Origin of the sequence: Rhodococcus sp. IEGM 1241 (assembly GCF_033142365.1) — a bacterium.
Classification (GTDB): domain Bacteria; phylum Actinomycetota; class Actinomycetes; order Mycobacteriales; family Mycobacteriaceae; genus Rhodococcus_F; species Rhodococcus_F erythropolis.
In genome coordinates this window covers 436,673-455,201 of the sequence record NZ_JAWLSE010000004.1, presented here as the reverse complement: position 1 = coordinate 455,201, position 18,529 = coordinate 436,673, and the positions used below count along the sequence as shown (strand labels likewise).

Here is an 18,529-nt window from a genome sequence, read left to right as displayed (position 1 = left end):
TCAAGCAGAAAGAGCTGGGCACCTGACGGTGCCCAGCTCTTTCGGTTCACTCGGGGGTTTCCGAGCAGTGAGAGAATCAGCTCTCGACTGCGTGCTTTCCGCCGGCAGCCTGATCGGCTTCCATTGCCTCGCGCAGGCTCTTCGGACGCATGTCGGTCCAGTTCGCCTCGACGTATTCGAGGCACGCCTTGCGGCTGTCTTCACCGAACACCACGCGCCAGCCGGCGGGGACCTCGGAAAACGTGGGCCACAGCGAGTGCTGGTCCTCGTCGTTCACCAGCACGTAGAAGCGGCCGTCTTCGTCATCGAAAGGGTTAGTGCTCATCTCGCCTCACTCGTTACGTACGTGTCTTGTGCGCCCAGACTAGCAAGCGCACCAGTTCGGTTCTGGTGGCTCAGCACCGACGCCAGAATCTCCCCCGCCCGCACTGCCACGTTCGACAGCAGCGACGACGTCAATCCGTGAGTCTGTTCTGTCCCACCCTGCAGATAGATACCGCCTGTCACGTCCTCCGTTACAGCCAGTCGATAATCCCGACTGACGTTACGCGGAACGGACGAATCCGGCACGAGTTCACCCAACAAATTGTCCAGCGGTGCCGGGGTGAAACCCGTGGCCAGAATGAGTGCGTCGCACGACAGCGTGTCGGTCAAGCCGTCGAGGTTGCTGCGGACGGCCAGCTCGATGCCGGATTCGGTCTCCACGGCACTCGTGATCTCCGAGGCCCGACGCATGAACAGTCGCCGCGGCCCGCGAACCATCTCCTGATACTCGGTGGCATAGAGCTTGTTGATCAGTTCGATGTCGACGACCGAGTAATTGGTACTGCGGTGCAGATCGAGAAGTCGACGTCGTTCCGCGGCGTCGGCGCCGTGCAGTTGATCGACGGCTTCGGGATCGAAGATGCGATTTGCGTACGGGCTGTCGTCTGCCGGGCTGTAGCCGTAGCGGGCAAAAACACTGTGGACTTCGGCGTTCGGGTAGTTCGCGTGCAGGTAGTCGACGATCTCCGCGGCACTCTGACCGGCACCGAGAACAACGAACCGGTTGTGCACGGGCTCGGGCATCGCTTCGAGGTGGAAGAGGAACTGGTGGTTGTGGAAGCACCGGGACGACGGCGTTGCCCACTCCGGGATCCGCTCTTTCAATCCGGCGCCGACGACGATGTTGCGGGCGATCACCGTTTCACCGTCGGCTGTGCGAACCGCAAAGCGATCGACAACGCCGTCGGAGTTCTTGATGCCCTCGACCCCGTCGACGGTTGTACCGAACTGCACATCCGCGTCGACTCGTCGAGCTGCCCAGCACAGGTAGTCGTTGAACTCGTGGCGCGTGGGAAAGAAGGTCTGGTGGTTGACGAAGTCGACCAGCCGCCCCTGCTCGAACAGATACGAGAAGAAGCTGTATCCGCTCTGTGGGTTACGGAACGTCACCAGGTCCTTCGGAAACGCGATCTGCATCGTGGCACCGTCGAGCAGCATCCCGGGATGCCACGCGAACTGAGACTGTTTTTCGAAGAACCGCGCATTCACCCGATCAACGGCTGCACAATTTGCATTGTGTTCTTCGACAGCGATGGCCAACGCGAGGTTGGCCGGACCGAACCCGACGCCGACGATGTCGACCACGGCGGGTTCGGCGCTGGAGTCTCTCGGTGATTCACTCATTACAGGTAGTCCATCCCCGACGGGACGACCTGATAAGGTCGCCAATCGATGTCCCGAAGTAAGTAGCAAAGGCTACCCTTAATGAGGTGAGGGTATCAATACTGCGAGCCCCCGTATAGCGGTCGACCCCACGGAGCGATGCGACGTATGTCATAGTTTCGCCCCTTCACTCACGTCATCCCCTTCGGCGATGGCCGCAGCCTCGATCACGTCGACCAGCTGACCTGCCCATTCACGGACCGCGCCCGCATCGACGCGGTCGGCACGGAACCCGAGCGTTGCAAAAACAGGCCCTTCGCCCACCGGCTCGTAAAAACTCAACGTCAAATCCGCATCGGGCACTCCCACCGGAATCGGTACGAGAGAACCGAAGTCGCCGAGCCCGTCCAAATCCGCCTGTTGGTGATGGATCACCATCACCTGAGGTCTCATGGACGCCGGATTACCCAGAGCCTGCTCGACATACACATATGAGACGTCCTGATTGCTCAGCGCTTCCAGGTTGCCTTCCCTCACCCGACCGAGCAATTCTGCAAACGTCGGACTACCGGACGTATCCGTGCGCAGGAGAACAACATTGAAGAAGGATCCGATCATCGGTTCGAGACGGGGATCCGACCTGCCCGCAACCAATGAACCGATCGGAAGATCGGTACCCGCCCCAGCCTTCGTGAGAACGGCGGCCAGCGCAGCCTGAAGAACCATGAACATGCTCGTCCCGGTGCGCGCAGCCAGCGCGTCGATTCTGGCGTGCAGATCCGCGTCGATGTCGACAGAGACCACGTCACCCCGAAGTTCCGAGTCATCTTCCGGCAACGGAAGATTCACACTGGTCGGTATTCCGTCGAGCGCATCCTGCCAGTACGCAAGCTGCTTCGAGGCACGGCTGTCGACGTCCAGGGGGTCACCCAACAGCTCGTCCGACCACACGGTGTAGTCGGCGTACGTCAACGCAAGCTCGTCCCAGATCGGTTGATCTCCCTGCGACCTGGCTGCATAAGCAGAGACCAGATCTCCCAGCAGCGGCACTACGGACCACTCGTCGACGGCGATGTAGTGCATGACGAGAAGCAGTGTCCGAGAGCCGTCTTCACCGAGAACCAGATGAACCCGCAACGGCGATTGCTCACGCAGATCCATCGGAAGTTGAGCGAGTTCGAACACCACTCGACCCACATCGCCGGCGCCGACATCGACCACATCGACAGTCGGCCGCACCGATTCTCTTGCCACGACGATGCCGTCGACCTCGACGAAGGTGGTCCGCAGGGGTTCGTGGCGCGACGTCACGTCGTCCAAAGCGTGCCCGAGAATCTCCGGATCGATCTTCGAATTCAGGGTCAGCGCCAGCGCGTGGCTTGCTTGCGGGTGCTCGCCGGCTGCGCGGAACAACTCCCACTGACGACGTTGCGGCGCAGACAGACCCATGGTCTCCGGACGCCTCGCCGCCGGCGCCAGGACCGGGCGTCCACCCTCCGAACGCGCAACGACTGCCGCCAACTCCGCAACGCTCGGTGCGTCGAACACGTCTCGAATACTGACGTCCACGCCGAACGCTTCACGAATGCGACCGACCAGTTTCATCGAAGCCATCGAATGCCCACCGAGTTCGAAGAAACTGTCGTGGACTCCGACGCTCGGGAGTTGCAATATCTCCGCGAAGGCAGCTGCAACCGTGGACTCCACGGCAGTGCGAGGAGCAATATCACCCGCCAACTCCGACCAGTCCGGAGCGGGCAACGCCTTGCGGTCGAGCTTTCCGTTGGGCGTCAACGGGAGCGGACCATCGAGAGCGACAACCATGGTCGGAACCATGTAGTCGGGCAACGACATTGCAGCGAGATTTCGCACTGCCGTCGTGTCCACCACAGCACCGGGTTCGGGTGACACGTAACCGACCAGGCGCGTGATTTCGCCCTGCCGATCCGCGACGACCGTTGCCTGCTTCACCGAAGGATGGGCACTGAGAGCTCCGATGATTTCACCCAATTCGATTCGGAAACCGCGAATCTTGACCTGATCGTCCACGCGGCCGAGGAAGTCGATGTTTCCGTCCGAGCGCCACCGCGCTCGATCGCCGGTGCGATACATGCGATCGCCCGCGGTGAAGGGATCGGCGATGAATCTCTGTGCCGTCAGATCGAATCGGCCCAGGTAGCCTCTCGCCAGGCCGCGTCCCGCGATGTACAGCTCGCCGGATACTCCCGGCGGAACCGGACGCAGTTGATCGTCGAGCACGTACGCCTGTTCGTTGGGGTCTGGGACTCCGATGGGCACAGCACCGTTCCAACCGGGTTCCGCCTGCCACAGTGTGTTGTTCACCGTGGCTTCGGTGAGTCCGTACGCAGCAAGCAAATTCAGCCGCTCCGCCCATCGCCCGATCAGCTCGGGCGGAACCGTCTCGGTTCCGACCAACACCGTGCAACCCTGCGGTACTTCACATCCTGCCGGCAGTGCGGCCAGCAACGAGGGAGGGATGATTGCATGAGTCACGCGATTTCTCGTCATGAAATCGGTCAACGCCGGGCCGGCCACTCGTGCGCTCTGCGGCACGATCACCAGGGTGCTGCTCGTGCACAGAGCCATCGCCAATTCGAATACCGCAACGTCGAAGCCGACCGAAGCGAACTGCATCACCACCGAACCCGGTACCAGTCGCATCCGAACCTCGGCTGTCGCAACAAGACTCGGAATACCGTCATGAGAAAGGACAGCGCCCTTCGGCTTGCCGGTCGATCCCGAAGTGTAGATGACATAGGCCGCGTGGTTGACGCCAACTGGTGGCCTGGGAGTTTCGACGATCACTGCCTCGTCCAGTTCCGCACGTATCAGCGGATCGTCCAAGAGGATTCGCTCGACGCCGACCACATCCTCGATCCGCGAGCTTTCCTCCGAGGTGGACAGTAGTACCGACGTGCGAGAATCGGTGAGCATGTAGGCGATGCGCTCGCTCGGGTGGCTCAGATCCAGGGGTAGATACGCTGCCCCCAGCTTGAGCACGGCGAGGACCGACGCGACCATCTCCACCGAACGCGGGACGGCAAGTCCCACCACGTCTTCGACCGAGACCCCGCGCCGATACAGCACGCCGGCTATCCGATCACATTGCTCGGAGAGCTCGCGGTACGTGGCCTGCCCCGCCTCGTCGCGCACCGCGATCGCCTCGGGTGTAGCAGCGACCCCACGCGCGAAGGCGTCGTAGAACGTTTCCTCCGGCACGTCGACGGCGGTGTCGTTGAACGAGGTGACAACCTGTTCGAGTTCGCCGGGCAAGAAGATGTCGATGTCGCCGATCTCAATGTCGGCCGATTCCACAACTGCCGCGATCACCGATTCCAATCGGTTCGAAATTCGCTGTGCTGTTTCGCGATCGAAGAGGTCGCTGCCGTATTCGAGTCGGACGTCGATGCAGCCTTCGTCGCCGAGGTACTCGGTGAAGTTGAACACCAGATCGAACTTGGCCGTGTACTCCTCGAGTTCGAGCGGATCCCCGCCCATCTCCTCGCGGCTGTGATAGCCGACCATGACCTGGAAAAGCGGGTTGCGTGCCAAGGTGCGCGACGGATTGAGGCGTTCCACCACAGTTTCGAAGGGAACGTCGGCGTTGGCGAAGGCCTCGAGGTCTCTCTCGCGAATGCGATCCACCAACTCCCGGAACGTCGGGTTACCTGACGTATCCGTGCGCAGCACAATCGTATTGACGAAGAAGCCGACCAAGTCGTCGAGCCCCTGTTCACTACGTCCGGCTACGGGAGCGCCGAGGGGAAGGTCCTCACCCGCTCCGAGCGCAGTCAGCAACGCCGCCGACGCCGCGTGCAGGACCATGAACATCGAACTCTGGCTCCCGCGCGCCAGGTCTCGCAGTGCGGCAGTTGTGTCCACACCCAACCGTGTTACCACTGCGCCACCGGAGAAACTCGGTCTGGCCGGTCGGCTCCGGTCGGTGGGAAGCAGCAGTTCTTCGGGGGCTCCGTCCAAACTCTTCGCCCAGAAGTCCAACTGCGTGCTCAGGACACTCGACGGATCGTCGGCGCTGCCGAGCAATTCCCGTTGCCACAGGGTGTAGTCCGCGTACTGAACCGGTAGCGGTTCGAAAGCTGGCTCCTCGCCCTGAATCCGAGAGGAGTAGGCAGACATCAGATCGCGCAGGAACGGCCGATCGGACCATTCGTCCGTTGTGATGTGATGCAGGACGATCACGACGATTACGGCACCGTCTACTCGGATCAGACGGGCGCGAATCGGAATCTCGTTCGAAAGGTCGAACGGACGGCCCACTGCCACTGCAACTTCGCCGGCGACACCGGATTCCCGTGAATGAACTGTCTCGACCGGAACCTTCGCCGATTCGAGAATTATCTGTTCCGGTGTTCCGTCCACCAACCGGAACACCGTACGCAAGGATTCGTGTCGTCCAACGACGTCACCCAGCGCCGCGGCGAAGACGTCCGCGTCCAATGCACTGTCCAAGCGGAGCACGATCGGGAAGTTGTAGGCCGCGGAGTTCTCTTCTATCTGTCCGATCAGCCACAAACGCTGTTGAGCGGCAGAAAGTGGAAGGTGGTCCGGCCGCGGCTTCGCTGCCAGCATCGGTCGCGTCGATCCCTGCTCGGCCACAATGCGTTCCGCGAGTTCCGCGACGGTCGGCGCTTCGAAGAGATCACGCATGGTCAGACTGTTCGGAATGGCGATCCGAGCTCGACTGATCAGTTTGGTGGCCAGAAGCGAGTGCCCACCGAGGTCGAAGAAGTTGTCGTCGACACCGATGTCGTCCACATCGAGTACGTCGGAGAAGAGCTCACAGAGAACCTCTTCCGTGTGGTTCCGCGGTGCAATCGACTCCCCACTCCGCTCCCCCAGCACCGAATCGGCCGTGGGCAGTGCCTTGACGTCGAGCTTGCCGTTGACGGTCATCGGTAGTGACTCCACCTCGATCACCACGGCCGGAACCATGTAGTCGGGTAGGAGAACTCGCGCCTGCGCGCGGTAGTCGTGCACGGCGCCGAGTTGCACGGGTGTCACGTAGCCGACGAGCCTCTTGACTCCGCCCGCCCCGACGTCGACCACGACCGCTGCTTGCCGCACGTGCTCGTCGGATTCGAGAACGGAGACGATTTCGCTCGGCTCGATGCGGTGACCTCTGATCTTCACCTGGTCGTCGGTGCGGCCCAGGAAGTCCAGGTTGCCGTCAGCGCGTCGCCGCACCAGATCCCCGGTGCGGTACATACGTTCTCCGGTCCCGGCCGGATCTGCGACGAAGCGCTCGGACGTGAGCGCAAAGCGTCCGAGGTAGCCGCGAGCCAAACCGGCTCCGGCAATGTACAGTTCGCCGGCAACTCCATCGGGGACCGGTCGCAGCCAGCCGTCGAGAATGTGCGCGGCGGTGTTCCAGATCGGCTTGCCCACCGTCGGGGTGTCACTGTCGGCCGTTCCGCCGCCGAGAGTGTTGATCGTGTATTCCGTCGGACCGTAGAGGTTGTAGCCCACGGTTCCCTCGGTCTCGCGCAACCTGTTCCACACCGAATCCGGAACGGCTTCACCGCCGAGCAGGACCAGCGGCGGACGGTGTTGTCCCACAACGTCGTCGAGAAGCCCGCTGTCGATCAGGTGCGTCGCGTAGGTCGGTGTCACGTTCACGACGTCGATTTCCTGTGCGTCGCAGTATGCAACGAGTGCCTCGGCATCACGACGCAGATCCTCGTCACAGATGTGCACCTCGTGACCTTCCACGAGCCACAGAAGTTCCTCCCACGACATGTCGAAGGCGAAGGACACGGTGTGCGCGATCCGCAGGCGCCGGCCCGTCGCGGCGATCACCGGTTCGAAGATCGCCTCGCGGTGGTTGAACTGCATGTTCGTCAAGCCGCGGTAACCGGTGACCACGCCCTTGGGCTTGCCGGTCGAACCGGAGGTGTAGATGACGTACGCGGGGTGGTCGAGCCGATGCGGTGCTCCCGGGGCGAATGCTCCGAGTTCCGCCGCGGAGAGTGCCCGCGCCGAGATCGTCAGTCGCCTTGCCGCAGTGTCCGGCTCGTCGAGCACGATGGTCCGAATGTCCGCGGTGCGGACGTCCGCGCCTTCGAATTTCGGTGCGGCGGCGACAGTCGTCAGCAACACGACCGGATCTGCGTCGTCGATCATCACGGCCAACCGTTCGGCCGGATGGTCGAGTTCGAGGGGTAAATAGGCAGCGCCCGTGCGCAATACGGCGAAGAGCGCGACGACCATGTCCACCGAGCGCGGCAGACCAAGAGCCACGATCCTTTCCGGCCCGGCGCCGTAGTTGATCAGCAACCGCGCCATCCGATTGATCTCGCCGTCGAGATCGGCGTAGGTCATCCGACGCTTCCCGAACACGAGTGCCGTGTCGTTCGGTTGCGCCGACGCCACCTCTTCGAACAGGTCGGCAATGGTGCGCTCCGGCAACTCTCGGATCTGCGTCTGCTGCGCTACCACGGGAGTCGGCGCCGCAACGACCGAACCTGTCATATCCTGCGACCAACTCTGGAGCAGGTCGACGAAGTGACCGAGCAGGTCCTCGGCTCGGCGCGCGGTCACCAGATGCGGATGGAACTCGAACTTGACGTTGACGGTGGTACCCGGGGTGACCACCACAGTCAGCGGATAGTGCGTGTGATCGATACTGTCGCTGCCGCTCACGTCGTGTGCGGCATTGAGTGCGTCGACTTGCTTCTCGTCCACGAAGTTCTGCAGGACCATCAGCACGTCGAACAGTTGTCGATGCTCGGAAACACGCTGGATCGAGGCCAATCCGAGATAGTCGAACGGCATCAGCGAAAGTCGATCCGCCTGAGTGCGACGAAGAAGTTCCTCGACGCTCTCGTTCGGATCCAGTTGCAGCCGAACGGGAACGGTGTTGAGGAACATGCCCACCACGGTGTCGATTCCCGGTACCTCCGGCGGCCTTCCGGCAACCGTGGAGCCGAAGACGACGTCCTGTCGACCGGTGGCCGACGCCAGCACCATAGCCAGCGCTGCGTTGAGTACCGTGTTGAACGTGACGCCGGATGCGGCAGCGCGCTCACGCAATGCACGCGAAAGCGGTTCCGACAGAACCGCATCGCGGCGATCCGGAAGCTGAGGTTCGACGCCGGGCGCAGGCTCCGCAACAAGCGTCGGCTCCTCGAGTCCTGCGAGCGCTCCGCGCCACCCCGCGTCGGCGGTTGCACCGTCGCGGTCGGCCAACCAGGCGAGGTAGGCCTCGAACGACCCCTCGGGTTCGCCGAATGCGCTGTCATCCCCGCCGGTGTCGTACAGCGCCAGAAGCTGGCTGACGACAAGGCCGTTGGACCAGCCGTCCCACAACAGGAACTGCCGGTTGATCACCAGTCGATCATGTCCGCCGGGCAGATGCAGCACGCTCATCCGCCACAGCGGCGGCGCGGTCAGGTCGAATGGAGTCACTCTGTCTTGGGCGGCGACGGCCTCGGCGCGCTCACGAGCAGCCGAGTCGTCGAGTTCACGGAGATCGTGGACGGCGACGGGAACATCGAGTCCCGCACTGAAGAACTGCGCAGGCTCGTTCAGTCCTTCGCTCACGAATCCCGCTCGCAACGTGGGATTTCGTCGTTGAAGTGTCCGGGCGGCCGCAGCCAACCTGTCGACATCGAGGGTGTGCCCGAAGTCCATCGAGAACTGTGCCGTGTAGATGTCCCCACCACTGCGGCTGTCGCTGCTGCCTGCGTAGCCGGCTTGGAAGTACAGGCCTTCCTGCAACGGTGAGAGTGGGAGGATGCTACTGACACCCGCCGGGCTCGCATCGGATATCGCGTCGATCTCGGCCTGACTCAGGTCGAGCAACGGCACATCGGACGGGGTCAGGATGGGAGGCCCGTCATGCTCCGCGGCCGCAGCCGCCAGATCGCCGAGCGCCGAAACCCAGCCATCGGAGAGTGACTGCGCATCCTCCTCGGACAAATCTTCACTTGCCCAGGCGAAGTCGGCACGGAGTTCCGAATCCACGCTGACGACATTCACGATCAGCCGATACGGACCTCCCATGTCTGCGTCGGGATCGGTGGACATGGCTTCGGATTCCGCTGCCAGGGACCATGCTGTCGATCCAGCTGTCGTCGTACGTCCGAGATAATTGAACAGGATCTGAGATTCGGAGCGCCCCGCCAATCTCGATGCCGTACGTGCATTCACGTACCGCAACATCCCGTAGCCGATACCGCCGTCCGGAGCCGCCCGCAGGCTCTCCTTCACCTCGCGCAGAGTGTCCACCGGGTCGGTTCCGCCGAGCAGTCGCATCGGGGCAATCGTGGTGAACCAGCCGACTGTTCGCGACAGATCGGTCCCGGGTACCAATTCCTCGCGGCCGTGCCTTTCGAGATCGACCAGCAGTTCGCGCTCACTGCGACCGGTGGAACGACGCCAGCGCTCGACCGACATCACCAACGCAGCCAACAGAACATCCGTTCCCTCGGCACCCAGCATGGCCGCAACCGTTCCGAGTGCCGCCTCGGAGATTGCTCCGTCCACCGTGACCGTGCGCCTCGAGCCTCCGGATACAACGGCATAGCTCGCGGTACCGGGGATCAACTCCGCGCCCGGAGCGGTCACGGTCAACCAGTGATCGAGTTCGGCAAATCGATGAGCGCTGCTTGCGTGTTCGGCCACCGTGCGGGAGAAGGTACGCAGCGAAGTTCCGACGGCATCCAGTGCTGCGGGCTCTCCGGCCTCGACGGCCACCCAGGCCATCGCGAGATCCTCGAGCAGCGTTCCCCACGAAACCCCGTCCACGACCAGGTGGTGCGCGACTATAGCGAGTCGGCCCAGATTCTCAGCGCCACAATCGAACCAGACCACCGAGACCATCCGTCCTGCAGACGGATCCAAACGACTGGTCGCCCACTCGGAACGTTCGGTGATGAGCGTCCGCAACTCGGCGTCATCCAGTCCCCGAGCATCAACGCGTACGACAAGGTTCGCTGCCCGGATACTGCCGGGTTCCTCGATCCGCGCCGACCACATTCCGCGGTCATGTCGGATCAAGGTTTGGCGAAGTCCGTCGTGGTGATCGAGCACGGCCTGCATTGCACCGGTGATCGAATCGAAAGATGTTGCCGGAGAGTGGATCAGAACTGCCTGGTTGAAGCGATCGGTACCACCCGTCCATTCGGACAAGCGGTGAACCACCGGCAGCGGAACCAGCTCACCCACGCCGATGTCGGCCGTGACGGTGGCGACCGACGTGGCGACATCACCCACCGCTGCGGCGATCGCAGCGGGAGTGCGCAATTCGAAGATCTGACGCGGGGTCAGTACTACCGAATCACGACGAGCCAGGTTGACCAGTCGGATCGCCAGGATACTGTCGCCGCCGAGAGTGAAGAAGTCGTCGCGTGCCCCGACGCGTGGCAGGCCGAGAACTGTCGCGAAATGCCTGGCGAGGAGGTCGGCAACGCCCGAGGAAACTACTCCCGTCGTTTCGCCCACCTGTGCCGCGAAATCCGGTGCCGGTAGGGCTTTTCGGTCGAGCTTGCCACTCGGGCTCAGCGGCAGCGACTCGAGCCGCACGAACGCGCTCGGCACCATGAACTCCGGTAGCACGGACAACAACTGCCCTCGAACCGCAGCGTCATCAGCATCTCCGACCAGATAGGCGACCACCTGTGCGCGGTTACTCGGACCGTCGGTTCGGACGATCACGGCACTTGCCGAGACTCCGGGGCACAATGCCAACTGCGCTTCGATTTCACCGAGCTCGATGCGGAATCCACGAACCTTCACCTGCTCGTCGACACGGCCGAGGTACTCGAGAACGCCGTCGGCATTCCACCGCACGCTGTCACCGGTCCGGTACATCCGCGAGCCGCCGTCGCTGTACGGATTCGCCACAAATCTTTCGGAAGTCAATCCCCCACGTCCATGGTAACCACGCGCCAGTTGTGGTCCAGCCAGATACAGCTCACCGGTGGCACCGGCCGGAACGTTCTGCAGATACGGATCGAGAACGAACAGGCCGGTATTGACGGCGGGTGCGCCGATCGGGACACTCACCGCGTCTGCCGGAGTGTCCTGCACCGATGGCTGCCAACTGACGTCGACGGCAGCCTCGGTGGGGCCGTAGAGGTTGTCCACCAGAACGTTCGGCAGGATCTCGGCAACCTTGCGCGCAACGTGAACGGGCAGTGCCTCACCGCTGCAGTTGACGATCTCGAGGGAAGAGCACAGTGCTGCTTTCGGCTCCGCAAGAAACACTTCGAGCATCGACGGAACAAAATGCACTCGGGTTACGGAATGTTCGACGATGACGTCGGCCAGATAGCCCGGATCCTTGTGCCCGTCCGGCTCGGCCATCACCAGAGTTGCCCCCACCAGGAACGGCCAGAAGAATTCGGGGACGGAGACGTCGAAACTCGACGGGGTCTTCTGCAGCATCCGGTCGGAGAAGTCCAGCGGACGTATCTGCTGTGCCCAGAGCAATCGGTTGACCACACCCTCGTTGGTGACCACAACGCCTTTGGGACGACCGGTCGAACCCGAGGTGTAGATCATGTACGCGGCATCCGCGGGCGATCCTGGGACACTCAGCGGTTCGGCTGGGAACTGCGCGGACTCCGATACCGTCACCCGCGGAACCGAACCCGAATCGAGTGAAGAATCTTCCGACACCACGACGCACACCGGATCGGCGTCGTCCAGCATGTACGTCAGCCGCTCCGCCGGATAGCCGGTGTCGAGCGGAACGTATGCTCCCCCGGCCTTCCCGATGCCGAGTATCGCAACCATCAGATCGACCGAGCGCGGCAAGGCAACCGCCACCAATGATTCGCGTCCGACGCCACGTTCGTGCAGCAGATGCCCAAAACGATCAGCGCGAGAGTGAAGTTCGGCGTAGGTCAGCGACTCTTCACGGAAGATCACTGCGGTGGCTTCGGGCGTACGCCCGGCTTGATCCTGCAGCAGCTCGGTCAGCGTTGCGCGCGGCCGATCCAAGGCACTGCCGATGCTCCCCGGCTGTGCGGGTGCCAGCGCGATCCGGCCGATGACCTGGTCGAGATCGCGAGAGAGCTCGGTGAGTACGACTGCGAGAGCTTCGGCCAGCGACGCAGCGGCATCGCCGTCCACCTGAGCAGTGTCGTACTTGAGCTCCAACGCCAATTGATCGCCGGGGACGACGATCAGGGTCAGCGGGTAGGCCGGTCGCTCGTCGAATCGAATTCCCGTCAGTCGCACCGAGTTCGTCGGATCAGCGATTGCCGTGTCACCGAGTGGATAGTTCTCGAAAACGACCAGTGATTCGAAGTTCTGCTCCAGTCCGCCGGTCCGCCGCAGTTCCGGTAGCCCCAGGTACTGATGGTCGAGTAGTTCCGATTGTTCCCTCTGCCAACGAGAAAGTGCTTGCGCGGCTGTCTCTGCCGGATCGAAGCGCAACCGAGCCGGCACAGTGTTGATGAACAAGCCCACCATGGACTCGATGCCGGGCAGGTCTCCACCGCGTCCCGATACGGTTGATCCGAACAGCACGTCTGTTCGGCCGGTCATTCGGCCGAGCACCAGTCCCCAGGCGCCGTGCACGAGCGTGCTCAGCGTCAAACCGTGGGAGCGTCCGGTGGTCGACAGCGCGCGAGTATCACTGTCGGACAGCTCGACTCGGGTAGCATGGATTCCGCTGCTGCTCGCGCTCGGCGCGGGAAGTTCGACCGCGGGCCCGGGAGAGTTCAGTGCTTTTCTCCACACCGCTGCCGAAGCCTCGTGATCGTGGCCGGCCAACCATTCGAGGTAGCTGCGGTACGGCGCCGGACTCGGGAGCACCACGCCGGAATCGCCAACGCTGTACGACGCCATCAGCTCCCGCAGCATCACCGGGACCGACCATCCGTCTGCAACCGCATGGTGAATCGACTGCAGCAGAAGGTACTTCTCCGAAGAAGCACGGAGCAGTGTGTAACGGACGAGCGGCGGTTGCGCGAGGTCGAACCCACGCGCACGCTCGGCGGAAAGCAGTTCATCCACATCGGCGCCGGCATCCGTGACTACTACCATCTCCACGACGACGCTCGGGTGCACCACCTGCACGACCCGGCCGTCGCCCAGGACCGAGAATCCGGTGCGCAGCGCCTCGTGTCGATCCACGACGGATTGCAGCGCACGGCGCAGAGCCGCGCTGTCCACGGCGCCGGTCAGCTCCACGACCTGTTGCACGACATACTGATCAGCCCCCGGATCGGCAAAAGCCGAATGGAAGTAGATCCCTTCCTGCAACGGAGTGAGCGGGAGAATCTCTTCTGCCTTCGGCAACCCGTCCACATCGGCCTGAGTGAGCGCCACCAGAGGGTAGTCGGACGGTGTCGCGCCGCCGAAGGCTGCGAGCCCGGACACGGCCTTGAGCGAGTCCAGCCACAACCGCGCAAACCTGTCGATATCGCTACGCAGGAAGATATTCGACGCCCAGGTCAGAGTGGCCCGCAGTCGTGGCCCACCGGCCGCTTCCTCGGCTACGACGTCGACAGACAACGCGTGACCCAACGGCATGGACGGATCGGCAGCGCCGTCCATCGACACCGGGAACCAGTCCCCCTCTGCAACTGCAGTGCGCCCCAGATAGTTGAGCACCACCTCGGGTGCTGCGACGCTACGCAACTGATCCGAGCTGCCGAGGTATCGCAATGCGCCGTACCCGAAGCCTGCGTTCGGGACGCATCGAAGTTGCTCCTTGACACTCTTGAGAACCGCCGCCAACTCGCCGCTCGCTTCGAGATCCGGAGCGGCTGTACCGATCTCGAGTGCAACCGGGAATACCGTGGTGAACCATCCGACAGTACGTGTCAGGTCGACGTGCGCAGCGCCGTCACCGCGAACGATGTCTTCGTCGCGTCCGTGCCCTTCCAAGTCGATGGTCACCGATGCGGCACCGCTCCACTTGGTCAGCGCAACGGCCAATGCGGTGATCAGCACTTCGCTCACGTCGGCCCCGAATGCCCGTGGGACACTGCCCAACAATCGATCGGCGAATTCCGGAGGCAGGGTGATCGATCGCGCCGCGGCGGTGCGCGCGAGGTCAACTGCCGGGTCGAGTGCCCGACGGCCGAGAGGTGACTGTTGTGCGGAAGTCACCGAGTCCCAGAACTCGATCTCCGAGTCCAGTCGCCCGGCTCCGACCGCCTCCGAAACGAGTTCGGCGTACCTTCTCACCGACGTGCCGACCGAAGCGAGTGAGGGTTCGTCGCCTTGTATCGCTGCGATACCCGCGCGCGCAAGGTCTTCGAGGATGATGCGCCAGGAGACACCGTCGACGACCGCGTGGTGGATGACAAGCAACAGTCTTCCGGGACCGGTCGCAGTGGTGAAAAGAACAGCACTGACCATCGTGCCGTCTGCCGGGTTCAGACGCCTGACGGCTCGCTCGGTCTCGGCGACGATCAGCGGTCCGCATTCTTCGAGCGGCACCGGTAGTGCACGGGTCTCGAAGACCACAGCCAATTCGTTGGTGGCCGGAACAAGCAGCGATCCTTCGGAAGTCAACTTCGCACGAAGTCCATCGTGGCGTGCCACCAGGGCATCGAGCGCCGCCTCGACATGCTCGGACGTCAAAGCTGACGGAGTCTGAATCAGCGCTCGCTGATGGAAGGTTCGTGCTACGTCCGGCGTCCCGAGGGCCCTGGCAGCGATGGGCGTCGTGGCTACGTGGCCGATCGGTTCGTCCGAATGATCGACGATCTCAGCCGTTCGGCCGGATTGGGCGCGCGCCATCGCCTCGGCGGTGCACAGCTGAAACACCTCGCGTGGACTGATCGACAAACCGGCTGCACGAGCCGCGGTCACGAGCGAGATCGCGACGATGCTGTCACCGCCCAGTGCAAAGAAATCGTCGGTCACGCCAACCGATTCGAGACCTACCGCCGACGCGATCAACGTGCAGAATTGTTGTTCGACTTCGTTTCTCGCGGCGACGTGTGCACTCAGTTCGGCGAGATCGGGCTCAGGAAGGGCTCGACGGTCGAGTTTGCCGTTGGCCGTGAGCGGAAACTCGTCGAGGACAGTGACGGTGGTCGGGACCATGTAGTCGGGCAGCTTGCTCGCCGCCCACTCGCGAATGTCCTGTGAGTCGACCGCAAGGTTCGTCCCCGACGCTGCACTCACGTACGCGGCGAGATACTTTGCACCTGTGGGTGCTTGACGCACCAGAACTGCCACGTGGCGCACTCCGGGGTGTGAGATCACGGCGGCTTCGACGTCTTCGAGTTCGAGACGCATGCCACGAATCTTCACCTGATTGTCCGTGCGCCCCAGGAAGTCGAGGGTGCCGTCGGCGGTCCATCGGGCCAAGTCACCGGTGCGATACATCCGGGATCCGGCCAAATCTCCGGAAACAAAGGGATCCGCGAGAAAACGAGACGCGGTCAACGCCGACGCGCCCACATATCCGCGCCCCAGTAAGAAGCCCGCTGCGTAGAGTTCGCCGCCGGTGCCGACCGGAACCGGCTGCAGGTCACCGTCCAACACGTACAGGCGAGTGTTGGGGTTCGGGCGCCCGATGGATGTGACAATTCGTTCCGCGTCCTCGCGGTAGATCACATGGGAGACACCGATAGTCGCTTCCGCCGGCCCGTAGCCGTGATACAGCGTCGTGGACAGTTGGGCACGGAACCGATCGAAGAGTTCAGGCGTGAGAACCTCACCGCCGCACCACACGTGCTTCAACGAATCGAGCTGATCGGTCCCGTTCGCCAGATCCAGAAGGATGTCGAGCATCGACGAAACCAAGTAGACAAAAGTGACCGATTCTCCGGCGATCAGGTCGAGCAGGTATTGCGGGTCGCGTTCCCCCTCTGGCTTCGCGATCACCAATCGACCGCCGGAGACGAGCGGGAGCAGGATCTCGTTGATCGAGATGTCGAACGAGAGTGGGGCTTTGAACAGAGAGGCATCGCCGGACCCGAACCCGAGAATCCGCTCCCGCTGCCACAGCAACCTTGCGCAGATTGCCTCGTGGCGGATCATGGCGCCCTTCGGACGTCCGGTCGAACCGGACGTGAAGATGACGTACGCGAGTTGGGCACCGTGAATACGAATGTCGGAGGTCATTACCTCGAACAGGTCCGAAGGCCCGTCCTCGTACGCCCACGCGGAGAGATCGACCAATACGGAGTCGTCTACGCCGTCCGAGGTGAGCACCAATGTGGCACCGGCATCGGTGAGTACCGATTCGCGGCGCTCTGCGGGCCAGGACGGATCCAGTGGCACGAAGGCGCCGCCGGCGCACATGACGGCCAACAACCCCACCACCATCTCGGCGGATCTCGGAAGGCCGATCGCCACAACGGTTTCGGGTGCGACACCGCGCGAGATCAAGTGCGCGGCGAGCTGCGATACCCGACTTTCGAGCTCGCCGTAGGTCAGCCGGATATCGCCGTCGACCACGGCGACCGCGCCCCGATCGGCAGAGAAGCTGCTGCGCAACAAATCCGGCACCGTCGTCACGGGCTGCGGTTCTGCGGTGTCGTTCCACCCGTGGAGCACGAGTTCACGCTCCGCGAACGACATGGGGTCGAGTGCCGAGATCGGAAGCTGCGGCTCGGCCACGAATCGATCGAGGAACTGTTCGATTCTGGCGGTGTGATCGGCCAACTCCCTGTCGAATCCGGCCGGGGCGCGGACGTCGATCTCGATCGGTTCCCCGTCCTGACCACCGCGCACACTCAGATCCAGGTCACTGACTCGACCGGTCACCGAATTACGCACGCGCACCGGGCAGCCGCCGAAGGTGAGTGTGTGTTCGAACATCATCGAGTTGATGCCGGGACCGAAGACCTGGCGGTCGGGATCGATTGCTCGCACGTCGCGTGCGAGATCCTCTCCCCGGTACCGCCCGTGCTTGAGTATCGAGATCAAGGCGGTATCGAGACGAGTTGCCAACTGGCCGATGGTTTCCGAGCGTTCGACCCGAATACCGAGCGGCAGAATCGTCGACGCCATCGAGGGAGTGCGCCGCATGTCGCGACCCACCCGAGCGGCCATCGGCACCGAGACGACAACGTCGTGCTGTCCGGTGGTTCGTGCAATGTACGCGATCAGCGCAGCCATGGGCAGGCGAGTTCGCCGAATCCCGGCGTCGGCGGCATAGCGATAGAGCTGCGCTGCACGATCGACGTCGAGCGTGAGCATCGCCGCGATCGGCGGCAGCGAATCATCCACCTGCCCATGCAGAATCCGCGTTGCTTCCGGTCCTGATTCAACTCGTTCGACCCAGTACTGACGGTCGAGCTGGAACCGCGGAGAGTTCCGGTATTCCAGATCGGCCGCCACCACCGCATCGAGCGACCACACCGGCGCCGCAGTCTCGAGGTTCGGATCGTCGTACCGCTCGGCTACGTCGGCGACGATGAGCGAGATGCCGTACCCGTCGACCACGCTGTGGTGATAGCGCTGATACCAGATGACTCGGTCGTCAGCAGTTCGCAGAAGCACCTGGCGGAACAGCAGATCGTCCGCACCGAAGACCCGAGCCATATCGGTGTCCATCCACGACTGCGCAGTCGAATCGGGATCCGCCTCGGCGCGAAGGTCGAGAATTTCCACGTCCCAGCGCGCATCCGGAATCGGCACCTGGATCAGCTGGTTGTCAGCATCCACCCGAAAGTGCACGAACAGCGCTTCGACGCGTCCGACTGTGGCCTTGATCGCCGCTGCCGCGCGCTCGACGTCGATCGTCCCGTCGACCTCGACGACAAGTCCGATGTTGTACACCGGACTGCTCGGATCGACGTTCTGAGCAACCCACACCTCACGCTGAGCGGCCGTCGCCGGGAGCGCTGCGTCCAGATCGCCACCGCCCGATACAGACGGGTGAGCTACCTGAGAGTGGTCAGACATCGAGAAATCCGATCAT

The 18,529-nt window shown here is 63.0% G+C and carries 3 protein-coding genes; all 3 read right to left on the bottom strand.

From position 1 onward, the window contains the following. Positions 1 to 76 precede the first annotated feature (76 nt). Positions 77 to 325 (bottom strand): MbtH family protein, encoded by a 249-nt coding sequence (locus R4P70_RS20455; RefSeq protein ID WP_003945538.1) that lies wholly within the window; start codon positions 323 to 325, stop codon positions 77 to 79. Beyond that, a complete protein-coding gene (locus R4P70_RS20450; protein ID WP_019747015.1) occupies positions 322 to 1,668 on the bottom strand; it encodes a lysine N(6)-hydroxylase/L-ornithine N(5)-oxygenase family protein in 1,347 nt (448 codons plus the stop codon). The genes R4P70_RS20455 and R4P70_RS20450 overlap by 4 nt, the downstream gene beginning before the upstream one ends. Positions 1,669 to 1,818: 150 nt before the next feature. Further along, positions 1,819 to 18,513, bottom strand: a complete 16,695-nt coding sequence (locus R4P70_RS20445) for a non-ribosomal peptide synthetase (protein ID WP_317831409.1) — start codon at positions 18,511 to 18,513, stop codon at positions 1,819 to 1,821. Between the last annotated feature and the right edge of the window lie 16 nt (positions 18,514 to 18,529).